General features: G+C 30.2%; 23 protein-coding genes. 5 read left to right on the forward strand and 18 right to left on the reverse strand.

The features are described from left to right. Nucleotides 1–2: 2 nt before the first annotated feature. From AC0L3M_RS10235 to AC0L3M_RS10285, 11 genes are all read right to left on the reverse strand, one after another. Nucleotides 3–1,961: a PAS domain-containing sensor histidine kinase gene (locus AC0L3M_RS10235; protein WP_473430675.1), complete on the reverse strand. Its 1,959-nt coding sequence runs from the start codon at nucleotides 1,959–1,961 to the stop codon at nucleotides 3–5. Next, the gene (locus tag AC0L3M_RS10240) at nucleotides 1,961–2,500 is read right to left on the reverse strand and encodes a heme NO-binding domain-containing protein (RefSeq protein ID WP_145003944.1); all 540 of its coding nucleotides are present in this window, start codon (nucleotides 2,498–2,500) and stop codon (nucleotides 1,961–1,963) included. The genes AC0L3M_RS10235 and AC0L3M_RS10240 overlap by 1 nt, the downstream gene beginning before the upstream one ends. Before the next feature lie 3 nt (nucleotides 2,501–2,503). Further along, a complete protein-coding gene (locus tag AC0L3M_RS10245; RefSeq protein WP_145003948.1) occupies nucleotides 2,504–2,917 on the reverse strand; it encodes a response regulator in 414 nt (137 codons plus the stop codon). A gap of 121 nt (nucleotides 2,918–3,038) precedes the next feature. Continuing rightward, nucleotides 3,039–3,308 (reverse strand): hypothetical protein, encoded by a 270-nt coding sequence (locus AC0L3M_RS10250; RefSeq protein ID WP_473430676.1) that lies wholly within the window; start codon nucleotides 3,306–3,308, stop codon nucleotides 3,039–3,041. Nucleotides 3,309–3,427: 119 nt separating this feature from the next. Then, entirely contained in the window at nucleotides 3,428–3,793 is a 366-nt protein-coding gene (locus tag AC0L3M_RS10255) for an MmcQ/YjbR family DNA-binding protein (protein ID WP_339808688.1), read from the reverse strand. 17 nt (nucleotides 3,794–3,810) lie between these two features. Next, nucleotides 3,811–3,948, reverse strand: coding sequence for a hypothetical protein (locus tag AC0L3M_RS10260; protein WP_473430677.1), 138 nt, complete (start codon nucleotides 3,946–3,948; stop codon nucleotides 3,811–3,813). Nucleotides 3,949–4,064: 116 nt separating this feature from the next. Next, entirely contained in the window at nucleotides 4,065–4,562 is a 498-nt protein-coding gene (locus AC0L3M_RS10265; RefSeq protein ID WP_473430678.1) for a DUF4230 domain-containing protein, read from the reverse strand. Nucleotides 4,563–4,672: 110 nt separating this feature from the next. Then, nucleotides 4,673–5,422, reverse strand: coding sequence for a cyclase family protein (locus tag AC0L3M_RS10270; protein WP_473430679.1), 750 nt, complete (start codon nucleotides 5,420–5,422; stop codon nucleotides 4,673–4,675). Between the two features lie 2 nt (nucleotides 5,423–5,424). Further along, complete coding sequence (gene hemW, locus AC0L3M_RS10275; protein ID WP_473430680.1) at nucleotides 5,425–6,552, reverse strand: radical SAM family heme chaperone HemW; 1,128 nt, start codon at nucleotides 6,550–6,552, stop codon at nucleotides 5,425–5,427. Nucleotides 6,553–6,587: 35 nt separating this feature from the next. Further along, nucleotides 6,588–7,142, reverse strand: a complete 555-nt coding sequence (ruvC, locus tag AC0L3M_RS10280) for a crossover junction endodeoxyribonuclease RuvC (protein ID WP_292947980.1) — start codon at nucleotides 7,140–7,142, stop codon at nucleotides 6,588–6,590. After that, nucleotides 7,143–7,772: a cell envelope biogenesis protein OmpA gene (locus tag AC0L3M_RS10285; RefSeq protein ID WP_473430681.1), complete on the reverse strand. Its 630-nt coding sequence runs from the start codon at nucleotides 7,770–7,772 to the stop codon at nucleotides 7,143–7,145. It abuts the gene before it with no gap. Between the two features lie 49 nt (nucleotides 7,773–7,821). Here AC0L3M_RS10285 and AC0L3M_RS10290 point away from each other — a divergent pair, with 49 nt between their 5' ends. Genes AC0L3M_RS10290 through AC0L3M_RS10305 form a run of 4 tightly spaced genes read left to right on the forward strand, consistent with a single transcriptional unit; the run spans nucleotide 7,822 to nucleotide 11,585 of the window. Beyond that, a complete protein-coding gene (locus AC0L3M_RS10290; protein ID WP_473430682.1) occupies nucleotides 7,822–8,796 on the forward strand; it encodes a hypothetical protein in 975 nt (324 codons plus the stop codon). Next, nucleotides 8,790–9,923, forward strand: coding sequence for a glycosyltransferase family 2 protein (locus tag AC0L3M_RS10295; protein WP_473430683.1), 1,134 nt, complete (start codon nucleotides 8,790–8,792; stop codon nucleotides 9,921–9,923). The genes AC0L3M_RS10290 and AC0L3M_RS10295 overlap by 7 nt, the downstream gene beginning before the upstream one ends. A 50-nt stretch (nucleotides 9,924–9,973) precedes the next feature. Further along, nucleotides 9,974–10,846, forward strand: coding sequence for a hypothetical protein (locus AC0L3M_RS10300; protein WP_473430684.1), 873 nt, complete (start codon nucleotides 9,974–9,976; stop codon nucleotides 10,844–10,846). A 1-nt stretch (nucleotide 10,847) separates the two neighbouring features. Beyond that, nucleotides 10,848–11,585, forward strand: a complete 738-nt coding sequence (locus AC0L3M_RS10305; RefSeq protein ID WP_473430685.1) for a Bax inhibitor-1/YccA family protein — start codon at nucleotides 10,848–10,850, stop codon at nucleotides 11,583–11,585. 9 nt (nucleotides 11,586–11,594) lie between these two features. Here AC0L3M_RS10305 and AC0L3M_RS10310 read toward each other — a convergent pair whose 3' ends face one another. The 5 genes from AC0L3M_RS10310 to AC0L3M_RS10330 all read right to left on the reverse strand — a co-directional run bounded on the left by AC0L3M_RS10310 (nucleotide 11,595) and on the right by AC0L3M_RS10330 (nucleotide 15,752). Continuing rightward, complete coding sequence (locus AC0L3M_RS10310; RefSeq protein WP_473430686.1) at nucleotides 11,595–12,071, reverse strand: hypothetical protein; 477 nt, start codon at nucleotides 12,069–12,071, stop codon at nucleotides 11,595–11,597. A 58-nt stretch (nucleotides 12,072–12,129) separates the two neighbouring features. Continuing rightward, a complete protein-coding gene (locus tag AC0L3M_RS10315; RefSeq protein ID WP_292947994.1) occupies nucleotides 12,130–12,831 on the reverse strand; it encodes a PDZ domain-containing protein in 702 nt (233 codons plus the stop codon). Between the two features lie 132 nt (nucleotides 12,832–12,963). Continuing rightward, the gene (locus AC0L3M_RS10320) at nucleotides 12,964–14,103 is read right to left on the reverse strand and encodes a tetratricopeptide repeat protein (RefSeq protein WP_473430687.1); all 1,140 of its coding nucleotides are present in this window, start codon (nucleotides 14,101–14,103) and stop codon (nucleotides 12,964–12,966) included. Next, nucleotides 14,104–15,267, reverse strand: coding sequence for a M56 family metallopeptidase (locus AC0L3M_RS10325; protein WP_473430688.1), 1,164 nt, complete (start codon nucleotides 15,265–15,267; stop codon nucleotides 14,104–14,106). A 125-nt stretch (nucleotides 15,268–15,392) separates the two neighbouring features. Continuing rightward, on the reverse strand, nucleotides 15,393–15,752 hold the full coding sequence (locus AC0L3M_RS10330) for a BlaI/MecI/CopY family transcriptional regulator (RefSeq protein ID WP_292947998.1): 360 nt from the start codon (nucleotides 15,750–15,752) through the stop codon (nucleotides 15,393–15,395). A 125-nt stretch (nucleotides 15,753–15,877) separates the two neighbouring features. Between AC0L3M_RS10330 and AC0L3M_RS10335 the strand changes: the two genes are divergently transcribed. Beyond that, entirely contained in the window at nucleotides 15,878–16,375 is a 498-nt protein-coding gene (locus AC0L3M_RS10335) for a DUF456 domain-containing protein (RefSeq protein WP_292947999.1), read from the forward strand. A 247-nt stretch (nucleotides 16,376–16,622) separates the two neighbouring features. Here the strand turns inward: AC0L3M_RS10335 and AC0L3M_RS10340 are convergent, their stop codons facing one another. Both AC0L3M_RS10340 and AC0L3M_RS10345 read right to left on the reverse strand, forming a co-directional pair. Further along, nucleotides 16,623–17,300, reverse strand: coding sequence for a response regulator (locus tag AC0L3M_RS10340; RefSeq protein WP_292948000.1), 678 nt, complete (start codon nucleotides 17,298–17,300; stop codon nucleotides 16,623–16,625). Nucleotides 17,301–17,303: 3 nt separating this feature from the next. Then, nucleotides 17,304–18,494, reverse strand: coding sequence for a sensor histidine kinase (locus AC0L3M_RS10345; protein ID WP_473430689.1), 1,191 nt, complete (start codon nucleotides 18,492–18,494; stop codon nucleotides 17,304–17,306).

Here is an 18,494-nt window from a genome sequence, read left to right on the forward strand (position 1 = left end):
TACTATTTTTTTAAAGTGAAATAAAAAGTGGTTCCTACTGTTGGTTGACTGTCTAACCAGATTTCTCCGTCATGTAAATTAACTATCTTTTTTACAATAGATAATCCAATTCCTGTAGAGTCTTTACTTTTATTTAGTGCATGGAATATTTTAAATATTTTATCATGAAACTTTTTATCAATTCCCATACCGTTATCTTGAATTGAAAACTTGTAGTGACTTTTTAAATCCTCCACATCTATGATAATATGTCCTTCAGTTTTATCAATAAACTTTACTGCATTACTAATTAGATTTTGAAATAACTGCTGTAATTTGGTTTTATCACCATTAACATTTGGTAATGTTTTAAGGCTTTTAATGTGTATATGGTCAGGAATGTATAACATACTAATTAGCTCACTAACCATCGTATTTAAATCGACTTCAGATTTTGCTGTATTATCTGCACCAACACTAGAGTAATTTAAAACATCTGTAATTAGTTGCTCCATTTTTTCTAGAGTAGATTCTATCAATGCAAAATTTTGAAGACTTACATCATCTAACTTTCCTTGATTATCTTCTTTTAACCAACTAACTAGTGCGTTTATGCTGCGTAAAGGCGATTTTAAATCGTGTGAAACAATGTGTGCATATTCTTGCAACTCGTCATTACTTTTTTCTAATTTGGCTAAAAGTTTTTCTTTTTGAAGCTCTAAATTTTTAATTTCGGTGATGTCTAAATGGATCCCAATTGACCCTACAATCTCTCCTTCTAGATTATAATTTGGTGCACCACTAATTAACCAATATCTTATATCTCCAGATTTATTTTTAACCTTAAGCTCATAGGAATTAGACAATCCTTTTTGGCGCTTTTTATTTTCTTGTTTTATAATGTCAGAACCATCTTCAATTGGAAAAATTTGTGCTGCATTTTTTCCTTTTAATTCCTTTTCTGTATAACCTGATAATTGCTCAAAACTTTGATTTACCATTAATATTTGGTCTTGATTATCAACCTCAATCAGACCTAAATTCATGTTAGCAATTATGTTGTAATATTTTTGCTTTTGTGCTTCTAGGCTTTTTCTGTAGGTACGATTTAAGGTTACGTCTTTAAATGTCCACAAATACCCTTTGGACTTTTCGCCACTTATAATTGGTGTATAATTACGTTCTAAAATTTTACCATCAACCATTTCTAGCTCATCACCAAGCACCACTTGTTTAGCCTCATCAATTGCTCTCATTCTTTTTAAAAACCCTTCTGGATCTTTAAACAATATTTTATTTTGCTCTGAAGCTGCTTTACAATCTATACCTATTAAATCTTTAGGTGCAGCATTTATTCCAAAAAGCTCACAAAATTTATTATTAGTCAATACTATGTTTCTGTTTTCATCTTCCAAAACAATACCACTATCCAAATTAACAACTAGCGATGCTAATCTGTTTTCAGATTCTATTAATTTTTCTTCAGAAATTTTTTGATTGGTAATATCTCTAACAATACCTTGTGCTGCAACTGGTTTTTTATCTTTATCAAAAATAACACTTGCATTAATGTGCACCCATTTTACCTCTTTAGATTTGGTGTATACTCTGGCTTCATAACCTTTAAAAAAACCTTTAGTGTATAACTCATAAAAAGAAGTCATAGCGTATTGGTAGTCCGCCTTATATATAAGATTGGTAACATTTACTTTATCCCTAGAGACATCGTAGCCAAATAATTTTGTTGCAGCTTCGTTAAATTTTATGACATCACCTTGTAGATCCATGACGACATAAGCATCAGCTATATTCTCGAAAACACCTTGAAGTTGTGAGGATTTTTCGTCTAGAAGTTGTTCTAACCTTTGAGATGTAAAGTAGAGTTCTCTTGATTTTTCTTCAAGAATTTTTTCAGCAGCTTTTCTTGCTGCCTTTTCTCTAGTTAAAGCACGCTTTAATATTTCTGACTGATCTTGACTCATTAATTTTTATTAATAACAAATCTAACTTCTGTACCGTCTTCTTTAATTTTTTGTAAATCTATAGTTGCTGTTGCATTAAAATGCGCGAATGTTTTATTCATTAACCCTAAACCAAAGTGATGCATTGCTCTGCTGGAAGTATATATCATTACTAAAGAGTTTTCAGTTTTTTCCACTACTTCAAACGTAGGTAATTCTGCGTCAGGATAAATTTTTCTAACTTCTACATGAATATGATTTTCAATAGATGAAATCATCTCGATTGGATCTTTATAAGTTGCTAATAATCCTGGATAACTATTTTCTATTACACTAAAAAAGTGCTCTGCATAAACCAGTAATAAGTTATCTATTGAAATACCAGTATTTTCGCTTAAATGCGTTAAAAGCTGAAGCATTTCTGAAAAACTATACGTCCCAACAGCTGTGTAAACTCCATCGGATTCTAGCGTAGAGCTGGTTATTATATTATCAACCATTTCTAGACCAAACTTGTCTTCTACTAACTCTAAAAATTCTGTAAAAACTATACCCTTCATTACTTATACTACTATTAATTCATTTATACTCCAATAGGCTAATAATCTTTCAATTTTGATTACGTAATCCTCATATTTTAAAGGCTTAATCACATATCCTGCTACACCAGTTTTGTAACATTCTAACAAGTCTTTTTGGTTATTAGACGTTGTCAAAATTATTGTAGGAATATATTTTAAAACATCATCCTTCTTTAAAATTTTTAAAAACTCTATACCATTAATTTTAGGCATGTTTAAATCTAATAAAATTATGTCAGGTAAGTTGTCTTTTTTCTCTAATATTTGCAATGCAACTTCACCATTATTGGCTTCTATAATTGTATGGTCTAATTTTAGAGTAGAAATTGTTCTGTTCAATTTCATTATTTCAATCATGTCATCTTCAATTAGAAGAATTTTCAGTTTTTTAATCATCTTGAGGGTATTTGTATTAATCCATCGAAATTTACCCCTTAATCAAGGTTTAAAATTTATATTTCGGTTAGACATTGATAACTGTCGACGGATAGCGTTTAAGTGTCGACGAATGGAAAATCTATTTTTGTCTTTTATAAAAACGAATAGATTGTATTGTATTTAACTTAGCAGACTTCTTAATTTTAGATAGCTCTTGAAGAAAACTAAGAGAATAACTATCTACGTCTTTATTATCTAGATGCATTTCAAAATTTGAAATAAATTCTAATTGCTTTAAATTTAAATACAAACTTTTACTATACTGATTGTCATACATATTATCTAATGTATTGTCTTTAACATTAGTTATGACTTTTATTTTGGCTTTAAAAAAATTGAGAACACTCATACTGTGAGAATATATGTTTAATGGTGTCAAAGGTAACATGGTATATAGTGTTAAATTTTTTATTTCTTTAAAAGAGAATTATATATAGATAAGTTGCAGATAAGTGTCGATAAATGTTTTTAAGACTCTAATTCTAACCGCATTTTTTTAGTCATTCCTTTGATTACCATATCATAGGAGTGGTCTATTAATTGCTTTATAAATTCTGGTTTTAAGTCGGCTTTATGGATGTAGACAGTATTCCAATGTTTTTTATTGGAGTGCCAACCAGGCACTATGCTTTCATGAGCTTCACGAAGGTTTATTGCATATTCTGGGTCGCACTTTAAGTTTATAGATGCTAGTCCACGCTCCCATTTTTCTAGTGGTACTAACGCAAACATTTTACCTAATACTTTAAACACTAAGGTGCTTTCATCAAACGGAAAAGAATTGGTAACCTTTGGCTTACTTAAGCAATAGGTACGTAATTGCTCTATATCCATATAAAGTCAAATTAATTTTATTTTTGATGTTTTGTAGTAGACTTGCTAGATTGCCTCCTTAGTTTTTTTAAATAATGGGCTTCTTCCTTGGTTGCGATTGGCGGAATGTCTAGGCTTAATAAAGTGTCATTAATGTATTGTAAAAATCTGTTCATAACTAATAGCTTTGGTTCTAGAAATCAAGGTATTAAAACATAAATAGGTTACCACAAATATACACCCTTAAAACATCAAATCTGACTAAATACTGATTTAATCGACCAAATGCACTTTATTTTAATAACTTATCTTGTTTAGCACTAATTTTTAAAGCAGAATAGTCCAAAGTCCAACCAATAGTTTCTACAATATTTTCAACAAGAAGTAAAGATTCTAAAGCTTCTTTTTTTGCCACATTATACAATCCGCTTTCTGGAACTTTATCTCTAATATGTTGCTTAGCTTCCTCGCTTAAATTGGTCAAATCTGTGGCTTCAAATCTATTAAAGTAGCCATCTTTTTTATCGTAATAATTAATATTAGTCTCGATAGATAAAATTTCTGGTTGCGGAAAATGACTAATAGTTACGGTCTTTTTTTTATGGTTTGATGTTAATTCAATTTTATTAAAATCGTAGCCAACATAGGCTTTAGCATTAATTACTACTAAGGCTTTTTTCTTGCTTGACACTAATTTTAAAAACCGTTCTTTAACGTCTTCGTAGTGATAGATTTCGGCAAAGTCCCCTTCTACAGTTATAAATTTACAGACCTTTTTTATTTTATCCAATAGTATAACAGACTGTGCTGTTACCTTTTTTTGTTTTGTAAATGATTATAAAGCGTATAGACACCTAACCCTAGGATTCCTCCTATAATTAAAGTAAAAAATGTTTCCATTTAATTTTCGATTTTATATAATATAGGTTTACTTGGTGTTGCATCATTCTCGATTGGAGCGATTTGAAGATTTAAAATATACTTCCCATCTTCAATTTTGTTTGACACGTATATAAACTCTGTAATTGTGGCGTCTTTTCTAATCTTACCATTAAAATCCCAAAAGGCTTTATGTGCTAATAGTTTGCCATCATCCTTCTCTTTATCAATACTTGGTAAATCAATCAATAAGTGTTTTACTCCTATTTTTTTTATAAATAAAGCAGCTTCCTCTGTTAAATAAGGCCAGTTTGTATTGGAGTATTTTCTAGATTTTTTCTCTTTGGTATTAGGCATTGTCCTTATAACTAAAGCCTTAGGTTTACGTTGTTTTAATAAATATTGTAGTTGCGCTTTTGATATTACCTGGTCCTCTCCTATTAATTCTGGTGCTACAGAAATAACTTCAGCTAAATAAAAAAACTGTTTTAAGCATTTATTTACACTATAAAACTGCTCTGTAATATGACCAACACACTCAGTATGTGTACCATGTGCATGTGGATTAAATTGAATATTATTAAAATTTATAGATGCACCTTCTTTAACGCTTGCAGTCCAGTCGTTAACCACAACAGGTTCTATTTTAGGAGCCTCAACATACCAAGCATTAGCATTGGATATTGAAGCGCGAAGTGGCATAGATATGTCTAAAGGTTGCGCTAAGTTTACGGTATATTTTTTATTGTTTATGGTTATTGTAGAAATCAAAATTAGATAATTTTAAATAAGTCCGAAGCAATTCCGTCGCTTAGAAACTTACCGGTTTTTGTTGTTTTTAAGTTGTTATCCTCAATATACAACATTTGTTTGTTTATATACTGATTAGCCTGCTGCAACAAGTATTCCAAAAAAGATTCTCCAAACTGTTTTTCAATTTTATCTAACGAAACTCCCCAAATAGTACGTAATCCAGTCATGACGTACTCATTATACTTATCGGTTACAGTTAAGGTTTCTACCTCCAATGGTAATTGATTAAGATTAATTTTGGAGATATAAATCGCGTTGTTTTTTACATTCCAAGCACGCTGATCTCCATTAAAACTATGAGCAGAAGGTCCAATCCCCAAATATGGTTTACCTAACCAATAGGCACTATTGTTTTTACTATAAAAGCCTTTTTTACCAAAATTGGATAACTCGTAATGATCAAAACCTGCTTGCTCTAATTGCTCTATTAAAATATGAAACTGCTCGTGTGCCAAATCGTCATCCACATTATCTATAATCCCTTTTGCAATAAAACTAGCTAGTGCTGTTTTAGGCTCAACGGTTAAGGCATAACTAGAAATATGTGGCACACCAAAGCTTAATGCAGTTTGTATATTATCCAACCATTCTGCATTTGTACTATTTGGTATCCCATAAATTAAGTCTAAACTTATATTATCAAAATATTGGGTTGCTAATTGCAAACAGCGCTTAGCTTCTTGTGCGTTGTGTGCACGATTCATTAGTTTTAAATCCTTTTCATAAAAAGATTGAATACCAATACTCAGACGATTAATAGGACTTTTAGAGAGCTTGATTATAACCTCTTCGTTTAAATCGTCAGGATTGGCCTCTAAGGTAACTTCTGGATTATCTGTGACTTTATAGTTTAAATAGACACTATCTATCAAGTATTGCAATTCGACTGCAGACAAAACACTTGGTGTACCTCCTCCAAAATAGATGGTTTCTACCGTTATATTTTTAAACTCGTCTTTACGTAATTCCATTTCTTTCGCTAAAGCGAAAATAAGCTGATCTTTCTTTTTCATGGACGTCGAAAAATGAAAGTCACAATAATGACAGGCTTGCTTGCAAAACGGTATGTGTATGTATATTCCTGACATTTTATTAAGCTATTAGTTGTAAAATATAAGTGTTACTACTTTTTAACACGCTTTTCATTCTGCTTTACAAAAGCACTCCAACCTGTATAGCTTTTACCAATCTCCACACGTCCTTGATTGTAAAAATGGCACACAGCTGCTCCAAGTCCATCCATCGAATCTAGATTTTTTGGTAAGGTTTTAATACCCAACATGCTTTGTAACATTTTAGCAACCTGCTCTTTACTAGCATTACCATTACCTGTAATTGCCATTTTAATTTTTTTTGGTGCATACTCTGTTATTGGTACTTCGCGACTTAATCCTGCAGCCATAGCCACACCTTGTGCACGACCTAACTTAAGCATACTTTGTACGTTTTTACCAAAAAAAGGCGCTTCGATAGCAATCTCATCTGGATGATGAGTTTCAATTAGCTCTATGGTACGCTCAAAAATTAATTTCAACTTTAAATAATGATCATCGTATTTTTTAAGATCCAACTCATTTAATTGAATAAGACTCATTTTTTTGTTAACCACCTTTATTAAACCAAAACCCATAATGGTTGTTCCTGGATCAATACCTAGTATAATTTGTTCTTTACTCATTTAGTTACATGTATAACATCCGCTTAATGATACAGCTACTCCAACAGTTACAGTTAACATATTGCCATTAAAAGACCCATAACCTTCTGTGATTGGGTCAAAATTGTCTGCAAAACCTAATATATAAGAGGCATCCACAAACGCTGAAACTGTTTGACTTATTCCGTAGTGAAACTCCATGCCACCAATTGCATTTAAAAACGAGGTTTTATTATCACCATAATCTCCTAATGGTTTTATCATAGAGTAACCAGGACCAACATGAAATAACATTCCAGTTCCAAATGGTAAAAAATTAAAATCGCGTGTAGCATCGTACACAAACTGTAAATTTACACGTGTATAATTTGTTTTAAACTCTGGTGTATTATCTGCATTTGCAAAACGGTTATAACCAAAGTCTAATTTTGCTCCTAATTGTGGCGTAAACATACGTTGGACACCTAAATTTATGGTTGGAAAATTAATACTGTTAGCTTCAAAAGGAGTCACCAATCCGTCTTGTGATGGACTGTTAAAACCTACAGCAAATAAGGCTTTCCATTTACTAGTTTCTATTTGTGCGTCTGCTGTACTTAAAGCAAAAACAGCAATTAATAGTAAGCAATAGTGTTTGATAGTAGATAACATTGTGTAATATTTAGTTTAATTTGCAAACGTCAACATTGGCGCAACTTTTATGCACAGCAACTTGCCTTACAAAACTAAACAATTCTTTTTTGTACTTATTAAATTAAGTATAGTTGTTGGTGCATTTTATTTTATCTACCAAAAACTACTATATAATGACACATTAAATTTTAGTCATTTTATTCACTTTTTAAACCAAAACAAACTGTTTAGTCTAAAAAACATAGTGATTTTAAGTTTTTTAAGTGGTTTAAACTGGTTTATAGAAATTATAAAATGGCGTTTTTTAGTATCCAAGCTTAAGGTTCTGTCGGTTTTTGAAGCTTCAGAGCAAAGTTTAGGTGCCTTAACAGCATCTCTATTAACACCTAACCGTATTGGAGAATATGGTGCCAAAGCCATTTATTACCCAAAAGCAGACCGAAAACGCATATTACTAATCAATTTAATTAGTAATATGATGCAAATGGGTATTACAGTTATTTTAGGCGTTATTGGTTTTATTTTATACTATAATACGTACGACATAACTGTTGATTTTATTAAAATATCAAAAGGGTTACTTATAGCTATCACTATTGTTGTAATAACACTATTTGTATTAAAACAAAGTAAGTATAAAACAAAGGGGTTTTCTATTCAAAAAATAACAAATTATATCAAAACACTAGGTTTACCTTACATTACAATTGGCTTTGTACTATCGTTAGTACGATATATAATATTCTCTTTTCAGTTTTATTATATTTTAATCCTTTTAGGAATTGAAATAAGTTATCCTAATGCTATGGTAATAATTACAACACTGTATTTACTAGCGTCTATTATTCCGACTATTTCAATTTTTGATGTGGTTATAAAAGGAAGCGTTGCCATTTATTTATTTGGATTTGCTAACATTGCAGAACTTCCTGTTTTAAGCTGTGCGTTAATTATGTGGTGTCTTAATTTTGCATTACCAAGCCTAATTGGAAGTTATTTTGTTTTACGCTTTAATCCAATAAAAACTAACATTAAATGCTAATCACCTTTGTAATCATTACTATTCTGTATCTGTTTTTAATAGGCTTTTTTGTACGAGGTTTTGATAAAGTAAAACAATTTAGACTACAAGATATCACTCCAAAGACCACGTTTACGGTAATTATTCCGTTTAGAAATGAAGTCGAAAATTTACAGGAATTATTAGACTCTCTTTTAAACTTAAATTATCCTAAACATTTATTTGAGGTTGTTTTAGTAAATGACGACTCAGAAGATGATTCGGTTAAAACCATTAAAAATCAACTATCTCATAGCCAAACCCCTCAGTATAACATTAAAATAATAGACAATCAACGCGAAACAAATTCACCAAAAAAAGACGCTATAACATCTGCCATTAAACAAGCTAAACACCAATGGATTATTACCACAGATGCAGATTGTATTGTGCCCATTTATTGGTTGGATAGTTTTGATAACTTTATACAAAGTCATACTGTAAAAATGATTGCTGGACCAGTATGCTATAATCAAAACAAAGGACTATTAAATTATTTTGAAACTTTAGATTTTTTAAGTCTAATTGGTGCTACCATTGGTGGTTTTGGCATTAATAAACCATTTTTATGTAATGGCGCAAATTTAGCTTATCAAAAACAGTTTTTTAAACAACTAAATGGTTTTGAAGGCAATACAAATATTGCCAGTGGTGATGATATTTTTTTAATGGAAAAAGCTTTAAAAACTGATAATCAAAGCATTCTATATTTAAAAAACAATCAAGCTATAGTTACCACAAAACCACAAAGTAATCTTAAAAACTTAATATCACAGCGTGTACGTTGGGCTAGCAAAACTAGTAATTACAAGAATAATTTTGCCAAAATTGTTGGACTACTAGTATTACTAATGAATGCTAGTCTTGTAATTGGATTACTATTAGTGGCTTTAGGACTATTTGCATTAAAACCTTTTGCTTATCTATTTTTTATAAAAGTAGCTATAGACTTTATACTAATTTATAAAGCCTGCCAATTATTTAATAAAGAAGAATTGCTTAAGCATTATTTGTGGAGCTGTTTTATTTACCCATTTTTTAGTGTTTATATTGCCTTTATATCTATGTTTACAACCTATAAATGGAAAAACCGAACATTTAAGAAATAGCTTTTTCAGCCAAAAACATTTACTTTAGCATTAAACCAAACTACAGCATTATGAAAACCCTAGTTTTATTTTTAGCCTTAAGCTTTACAACGCTTACTATTGCACAAAACACGTATACGTTTAATAACGAAAAAATTGAACTTAAGACAGAGGTAGAAGGTGACTACGACTTGTTATGGAACACCTTTGAAGGACGTTATCGTTACTTTATTAAAGGTCAAAATGAAGCCTTAACAGAATTGACAAACACTAAAGGTGCTGACAATAAATATGATAATGCTTATCAAACTACTTTAAAGGCTACAACAGGTCAAGATGCATCCAAAGTAAAACTAACACTTTACAGTCTAAAAGATTTTATTAACAAAGCCAATGCATCAAGCGATGCTAATTATACATATAATAGCGATAAGCCAAAATTAAAAACTAGAGTTGGTATTTTTAGTGGTTTAACCAATCATCCTTTTGTGGTTAATCCAGACAATAAATCTGTACCCTTTTTTGGAGCAGAATTGGAAGTATTTCAGGACAATCCAACACCAAAACATTCTGGATTTTTAAATATACGTAGTGCAGGAGATACCGACGATTTTAAATATAGCGCAACCCAAATTGCTTTAGGTTACCGCTTTAGATTTTTAAATAAACCAAGCTTTAATATTTACGGACAAACTAGGTTTGCTACTTTTACTACATCTAAAACTACTATTACCTATCAAGACCCAAACAATACGGAAACAATAATTATTGATGAAGTAAAAAATTCTGGGTTTGATGTGCCTTTAATTTTTGGTTTAGGAGCCGATTACAAATTAGGAAATGGGTATATCACGCTTGTTGTGGATTCGTTATTTGCAGCTTTTATAGATAACGAAGGTAACTTTCCTTTGGATCTTGCTTTAGGCTATAAGTTAAATTTATAACATGCGTTATTTAGAAAAAACTTCTAATCCAGCATTTACAAATTACTTTTGGAAAAATCAAAATCCTGCTTCTGGTCAAAAAATGACAGTTACAGGTATTATGACCAAAACCTTATTTTGTTTACTAGTTATAACAACTATTGTTGTTGCCATTTGGAAGCTTTATGCCAACGGAACCAGTATTAAATGGTTTGCTTCTGGAGGTATGCTTGCTACTATTGTTATTAGTATTGTGCTTTCTGTTAGACAACAGTGGGCTCATGTTTTAGTACCATTATATGCTGTCGCAAAAGGTTTTTTTCTTGGTGGCATTACTGCTTATGCTCAGGCTAGGTTTCCGGATTTACCGTATCAAGCCATAGGTGTAACCATCGTAACCTTTTTTGTGGTTTTGTTTTTATATCAAACCCGTTTAATTGTAGTAACCAACACCACTAAAAGTGTTATTATTACCGTGTGCACGACTATATTTGTAGTATATTTTATCTCTTGGATTTTAAGCTTTTTTGGAATTAAATCTTTTATTTGGGGAACCTCTTGGCTAGCTATTGGTTTTAATATTTTTGCAGCCATTTTTGCTGCTTTATCCCTTTTACTAGATTTTGATTACATAGAAAGACAAAAAAACAAAGCGTCCAAGTACAAAGAGTGGATGGCAACTTGGGGACTTTTAGTTACTTTAATTTGGTTGTATGTTGAAATTTTAAGACTAATGAAAAAGTTTGCTATTAAATTTTAATAACCACCATTAATTAACCCGTAAAACTATAGGTAATTTAAACTGAGACTTTACCTGTTGTCCACGTTTTATAGCTGGATAAATTGTAGGTAGCGTATCCAAGCTATTGGTAATTATAGTTTTAATTTCTGGAATTTCTAGTGTAGTAACACTATCTATTTCTATAGCATTTATAACTAATTCTCCTTTTTCTGAAATTAATAAGGATAATAAAATTGTGTCATTAATATCCTGAGACACAATAATAGTTTGTTCTTGCAATTTACTTGAGATATGATTAGCTAAGGTTGTCTCAAAACACTGTTTAGCATCTAATTTTGACTGTAAAGTATCGCAAGTTTTAAAACTTGGATAACTGTCTACTTCTTTCCAATTAAAAGTTTTGAGTTCTTTTTTTAAAATAGCTTCAGAAGAGGTCTTCTCTACATCAAAATATTGACAAGAGGCCAACATAAAACACAGTAAGAAAACAGCTATTTGCTTCATAATTAACTAATATAGCCGAAAAGTACAACTTTTTTAAATGACAGAAACTGGTATGTTATTAATTTCTTTTAACTACAAACAGATTAGAATAGGTTGTATTGTCTTTTGAAATTTTTAATACATAGACACCATCCTCTAGTTTATCTACATTTAAGACTTCGGTTAAATCACCTTTAGTAAAGCGTTTTTTGTATTGTTTAACAAGTACACCATTGGTCATGTAAATAGCAAAATTATACTCGCCTTGAAGGACCGCTTTAAAAGCCACATTTAACTGACTTACTGCAGGATTTGGATAAAGACTAATGTTTTGTTTAGATAATGTAGTTGTTATTGCATCGCAGCACACTTCTTCTTGAACTACTTTAGATGATTTAGCACCTAATGTGATTGTTTTTACACTTATTTTTCCGTCACGTTGAATCGTTAACTTTACAGTATCAAAAGGCTGATAAGCTTTTACAGCATTCATAGCATCACCTCTTCTATTTACTTCTAAATCGTCTATTGCCAAAACTAAGTCGTAGGGTTGCAAGTTGTTTTCTGCAGCAGCAGTATTATCTATTACTTTTAAGATAATAACACCTTGATCTGTTTTACTTTCTTTATCACATGGACTACCAAACTGAACACCTAAAAAAGCAGTTTCGTAAACTATTTTATCAATTGTGCAGGTTTGTTTACAATCATTAGCGGTTTGTGCATTTACTATACTTGCAAAACTTAATAAAGCAAAAATCAAGGGTAGACATCTTTTCATAATAATAGAAATTTAATACATTTCAATATATAGTATTTTTCATACAAAGTTATTAATTATACTAATAAATTTGATTTAAGGTATAAATCCTAGATAAAAATCCAATTAAACCGATGATCTAACAACATGAATTTATTCGGTTTTATTTTGAAATTTTTCGCTTTTATACGTCGCTAATTTAACCTTTAATATTTCTGAATATTTACTGTCCGGAAATTGATCAATATACTTTTTAACCTCTTTTTGTTTAGCGTCAAGGTCTTTAAAATAATCCAATTTTGTAAACGTCCTAAAAAAGTAATTGGACTCTGGCTTTGGATTTTCTTTTATTGCATTAGTAAAAGCCTGAATCGCTTGGTCTGGTTTATCTTGTAAATTATACAAAACGCCTAATTTAGCATACTGCTCATCCAAGGGTTGATCCTGCAGTTTAATTGCTATTAAAACATGCTTTTCGGCTAAATCGTATTCACGGATTTGTTCATAATTAATACCTAATAAATAATGATTATTAGCATCCTTTGGGTCTGACTTTAAAGCTAGGTCTAAATATTTTATAGCCTTACTGTAATAGTAAACTTTACCATAACAATACCCTAATTTTTCGTAGACAAACTTAGTTGTTTCGCCCAAATCTAAGAGTTTTAAAAATTGACTTATGGATTCATGGTATTCATTATTTAAATAGTGTTTTTGCGCAATAAGTCCTATTAATTGTTTGTTATTTGGATAAGATTCTAACCCTTTGTTTACATAATCTTCAACATTTTTAAATGCTCTTTTTTGGAGACTGTATTTAGCCAATTCAAAAATTGCTTTTTGATGTGTTTGATCCAATTGAAAGGCTTTTAAAAAATTATTCTGAGCAGTTTCAAAATCGTCAGAAGCATTACCAACCAACCCTAAATAATAGTAGTAATTAGGGTTAGATTGATCTGCTTTTATTAGGTCTATCAAATGGGTTTTAGCTTGGACTAATTGACCATTTTGAAACAATAATTTACTTAATTCAAACTTAAATAAAAGATTATTTGGACTATTTAATACTGCCTTATTATAGTAGCCTATTGCTTGATCATAGTTGCCTATATATTGATAGGATTTGGCTATTTTATCCGTATAATCTGCAGTATTATCTAACTGATAATAAAATTGGATTGCTTTAGTGTAATTTCCATGATTATATAAACTATCTGCAGTTTCTAGAATGGATGTTTGAGCGTTAACACTAACAAATAACAAAATACTGACTATGACACTAAAGGTTTTCATTTATTTAATTTTAAACGCGATTGGTAAACCGTAAACAACATCTACTGCTTTACCTTCATGCATACCAGGTGTCAATTTAGGTAAATTATTTATTACACGATTAGCTTCTACCTCAAGATCCGGATGTTCTGCTCTTGACATGACATCAATAATCCCTCCTGTTTTACTTATTTTAAAACTTACAAACACCTTAGTAATTCCTTTTTTTAAATCTAAATTATCAGCTAATTTAGTATTAAAATTATTTAGGACATGATTAGATACTTGATCTGAAAAACATTTTTTTTGTTGGTCTTTGTCAACAAGCGTTTTACAGGCTTCAAATAAAGGCGATTGATCAATAGCAGAAAATGGCACGTCTACACCTATTTGCTTACTGTTGTTTACATCTAATGTTTCGGTTTGTATATTTACTATTGGGTCTTTGGTTACTTCACTTTGGTTGGAACAAGATGAATAGACTAACATGCCTAAAACCATAGGAATTAATAATAAATACTTAACTAAATGTGTCTGTTTTGTTTTTGATTTTTGTAACATAATGATTCGTTTTTTGATTAATGATTGATTGAAAAATGGATTGATAAAAGCATACGTTTTAACATTAAAAACTTGCTGCAATAATTGTTGATAATACTCCGATTTATTGAATTTTACTGCATTTTGATCCGCTAAAAATTCGTGAATATTACTAATTCTGATTTGATATAAATACACTAAAGGATTAAACCATAACACAATCTTTAAGACCTCAAACCACAACAAATCAAAGGTGTGTTTTTGTTTGGCATGTATCTTTTCGTGTTCAAAAACAGATTGCCTCTGAGTGGTTGTTAATGTATCTCCTAAAAAGATATAATTAAAAAAAGAGAAGGCTGTGTTTGTATCTTTTAAATGGACAATAGTTAAATTATGGTATTGGCTTTTTGGATTTTGATGGATAAGTTTTATAATCTTAATTAGCTTGATAATAAATAAAATAAAAATAAATAATGTGACCAATAAATATCCATTAGTTACTGTAAATACAGTATTACTTAACGTATATGTTAGTGATTGATTATTTAAATTTCCTAAAACTAATTCTGGTAATACTATTATAGACGATGTATCTATTAGGTTATTAAACCCACTAACTTTAACTAAGGGAATAACTAATGACAATAAAGATGTAATTAACAAATACAACCTATTGTGACTAAAAAAAGTATCTCTTTTTAAAAACAAATCATAGACTATTAAAAATAATAGCTGAAATAAAATACTCTGAAACAAATAACTTATCATGACTATTCTTTTTTATTAATCTCCTTTAATACGGTCTCTAACTCGTTTAAACTAATGTCATTTTTTTTAACAAAAAAAGAGACCATACTTTTAAACGAACCTTGAAAATAATTATCCACCAATTTTGTAATCGATTGATTGCTGTAATCTTGTTTTTTTAAAACAGGAAAGTAAATATGTCCTTTTCCTTGTTTTTTATAATCTACAAACCCCTTAGATTCTAAAATCCTAACAATGGTGGACACTGTGTTATATGCTGGTTTAGGTTCTGGTAAAAACTCAATTATTTGTTTAACATTAGCATTTTCTAGCTGCCATAAAACTTGCATAATATCCTCTTCTGCTTTGGTAAGTGCTTTCATTTTTTTTAAACTAACTTTTTAGTTGAATGATTCAAATATAACTAAAAATATAGTTTAAACTAATTTTTTAGTTATAAAATTGTAACAATCTTTCTTTTAAACAGTCTTATTAATAAAATAAAGAAATGGATATCTTATTTAGCCTGTTAGGTTTAATGTTTATATTATTTGGATTGGCTGGCAGCTTATTACCTATTATTCCTGGTCCTCCATTAAGTTGGATTGGCTTATTATTTTTATATATGACTACAGCTGTACCCAATGACACGACGTTTTTAATAATTACAGGTATTGTGGCTATAGCTATATTTACTTTAGATTATTTTATTCCTGCAATTGGTACCAAACGATTTGGTGGTAGTCGATCTGGAGTCATTGGAACAACTATTGGATTATTTATTGGCTTATTCTCGCCTATTCCAGGAGGCATAATTATTGGTCCATTTGTTGGTGCTTTTTTAGGCGAAAAATATAATAATGCTAATAATAATCAGGCACTAAAAGCTGCGTTTGGATCGTTTTTAGGATTTATAACAGGAACCTTATTAAAGTTTATAGTAGCAATTGTATACTTTGGATATTTTATAGCTACGTTTTGGGAATATAAACACCTAATGGTATAAAAAAGATAAAGCAACATCCTTAAATGTTGCTTTATAGTGTGTAAATGTAAATGCTATTAATCAAACAGAAGTTTGAAGGGAATGATTAACTTTATACTAAGTTATATAACAAATATATATAATCTTATATTTACCTATTGTGGTTAAAACCACAACGTTACTGTGGTTAAAACCGCAAGTTTTAGTAATACTAAGTTGTTTGAAAGATTTTTGACAGCTAAAAAAAACTAAAATTTAACATTTAAATTTAAATATAGCCTTTCTCCTTAGCTATGCTAATAAGCGTTTCGTCCTTACCATCGTCCACAATAAATAATTCTTTAAGATTTTTTTTACGCTTTTCAATTGCACTTAAAGTAATGCCTAATGGCTCTACTAAATCTTTTGTTCTAATACCTAATGACAAATAGTAAAGCATTTTGTGATTTATCTCATCCACTTCAATAGGATTAAAGATGCTTCGTTTAATAATTGTATTTATTGTTCCTGTATAAAATGGCGGTTTTGTTTGGATAACCTCAAAAGCACTAGCTAACTCGCTTGATGTTAAATCACTTTTAATTAAAAACCCTTCAGGATTTATTGTTTTAATTATATTGTGTATTCTGTAAACCTCATTAAACATGGTTAAAATAACCACTTTAGCTTCTGGTTGTGTCTGCTTAATATGTTTGGCCAAATCTTCTCCTGATTTATAAATACCATCTGAGGATTGAGGTATGCTAATATCAAAAAAATAGATATCGTAGGGCTTTCCAATATTTTTTGATTTTTTTATTGCTGCTAAAGCAGAGTCACAGTCCGTAGCAATATCAATTTCTAATATTTGATTTTCTTTTTTAGTAGCTAATAATGTGTGTTGATAGCCTTCAATAATCATTGGGTGATCATCAACCATTAATATTTTTAATACTTTACTTTCCATAGGTTAATTATTAATTGTAGGGACAATAATTATAATTTTAGTTCCTGTATTTTCATGGCTTTTTATTTTAAGTTCGCCATTAATTTCTTGTATTCTATCCTCTATATTTTTTAATCCAATGCCCTTTTTAGCTTTATGTGTATCAAACCCTTTTCCGTTATCCGAAATACAAAAAACTAATGCATTAGCTTCCATTTTAAATGAAATATCCACCTTAGTTGCCTCAGCATGTTTATATGCATTTTGCATCGTTTCTTGTAAAATACGATACAGGTGAATTTTTACTTTATTATTTAATGCATCCCAATCAATACTATCGTCTCCATAAAAGGTATACTCTATTTTATAAGCATTCATTTGTGCATCAACCAAAGTCTTGACAATATCCAAAAAACCAGATTGTTTTATAAAGTCGGTATTTAGCTCGTGGGATACTTTACGGATGTCTTCTTCTATATTTTTAAGCTCGCTTATATAATGGCTTCTTTTGTCAATAGCCTCTTTATTTACGCTTAAATTTAGACCATCCAAACTAAGTCTTACTCCAAAAAGTTTTCCTAATATGCCATCATGAATATCTTTAGATATTCTGTTTTTTTCTAAACTTCTTGCTTCATCAATTTTATCTTGCTGAGATAACATGAGCTTGTATATCTCCTCATTAGCCTCTTGCTGCTGTCTTTCTAACTGTAGTTCTTTATTTTTTTCACGTTGGGTTTTAATAATGTACAGAAAAAACAATGTAAATAATAGCCCTCCAGAAACAATAAGTAACCACAAGCGCTGACGTGAGATTTGTTGGTTTTCTTGTTTAATTTCTTCCGTTTCATAATCAATTCTCATAAATTTATTTCGACTTGATCGTTCTGCAAAAAGCAAACTATCATTTAGTCTAATATGTTCAAAGAGATATTTTTTAGAAGCTTCACCTTTTTCAATTTCAGACTTAATATAAAGCGCTTTTAAAATAGTCTTATTATGCTTTAACTCTTTACCCAAAGTATATGCTGTAGTAGAATATATCGCTGCAGAATCAAGTTGATTAATGGTTTTAAAATAGTCTGAAAAATTAAGACTAACAGACATCTTTATATTTTTATCTAAAATGGAGTCACTAAGCCTAAACGCTTGTCTATAAAGGGTTTCAATTTCTTTATTAGAATCCTTACCACGCAAAAATTTAGAGTACGCCAA

The sequence above is a fragment of the Olleya sp. KJ81-1 genome, assembly GCF_055808135.1.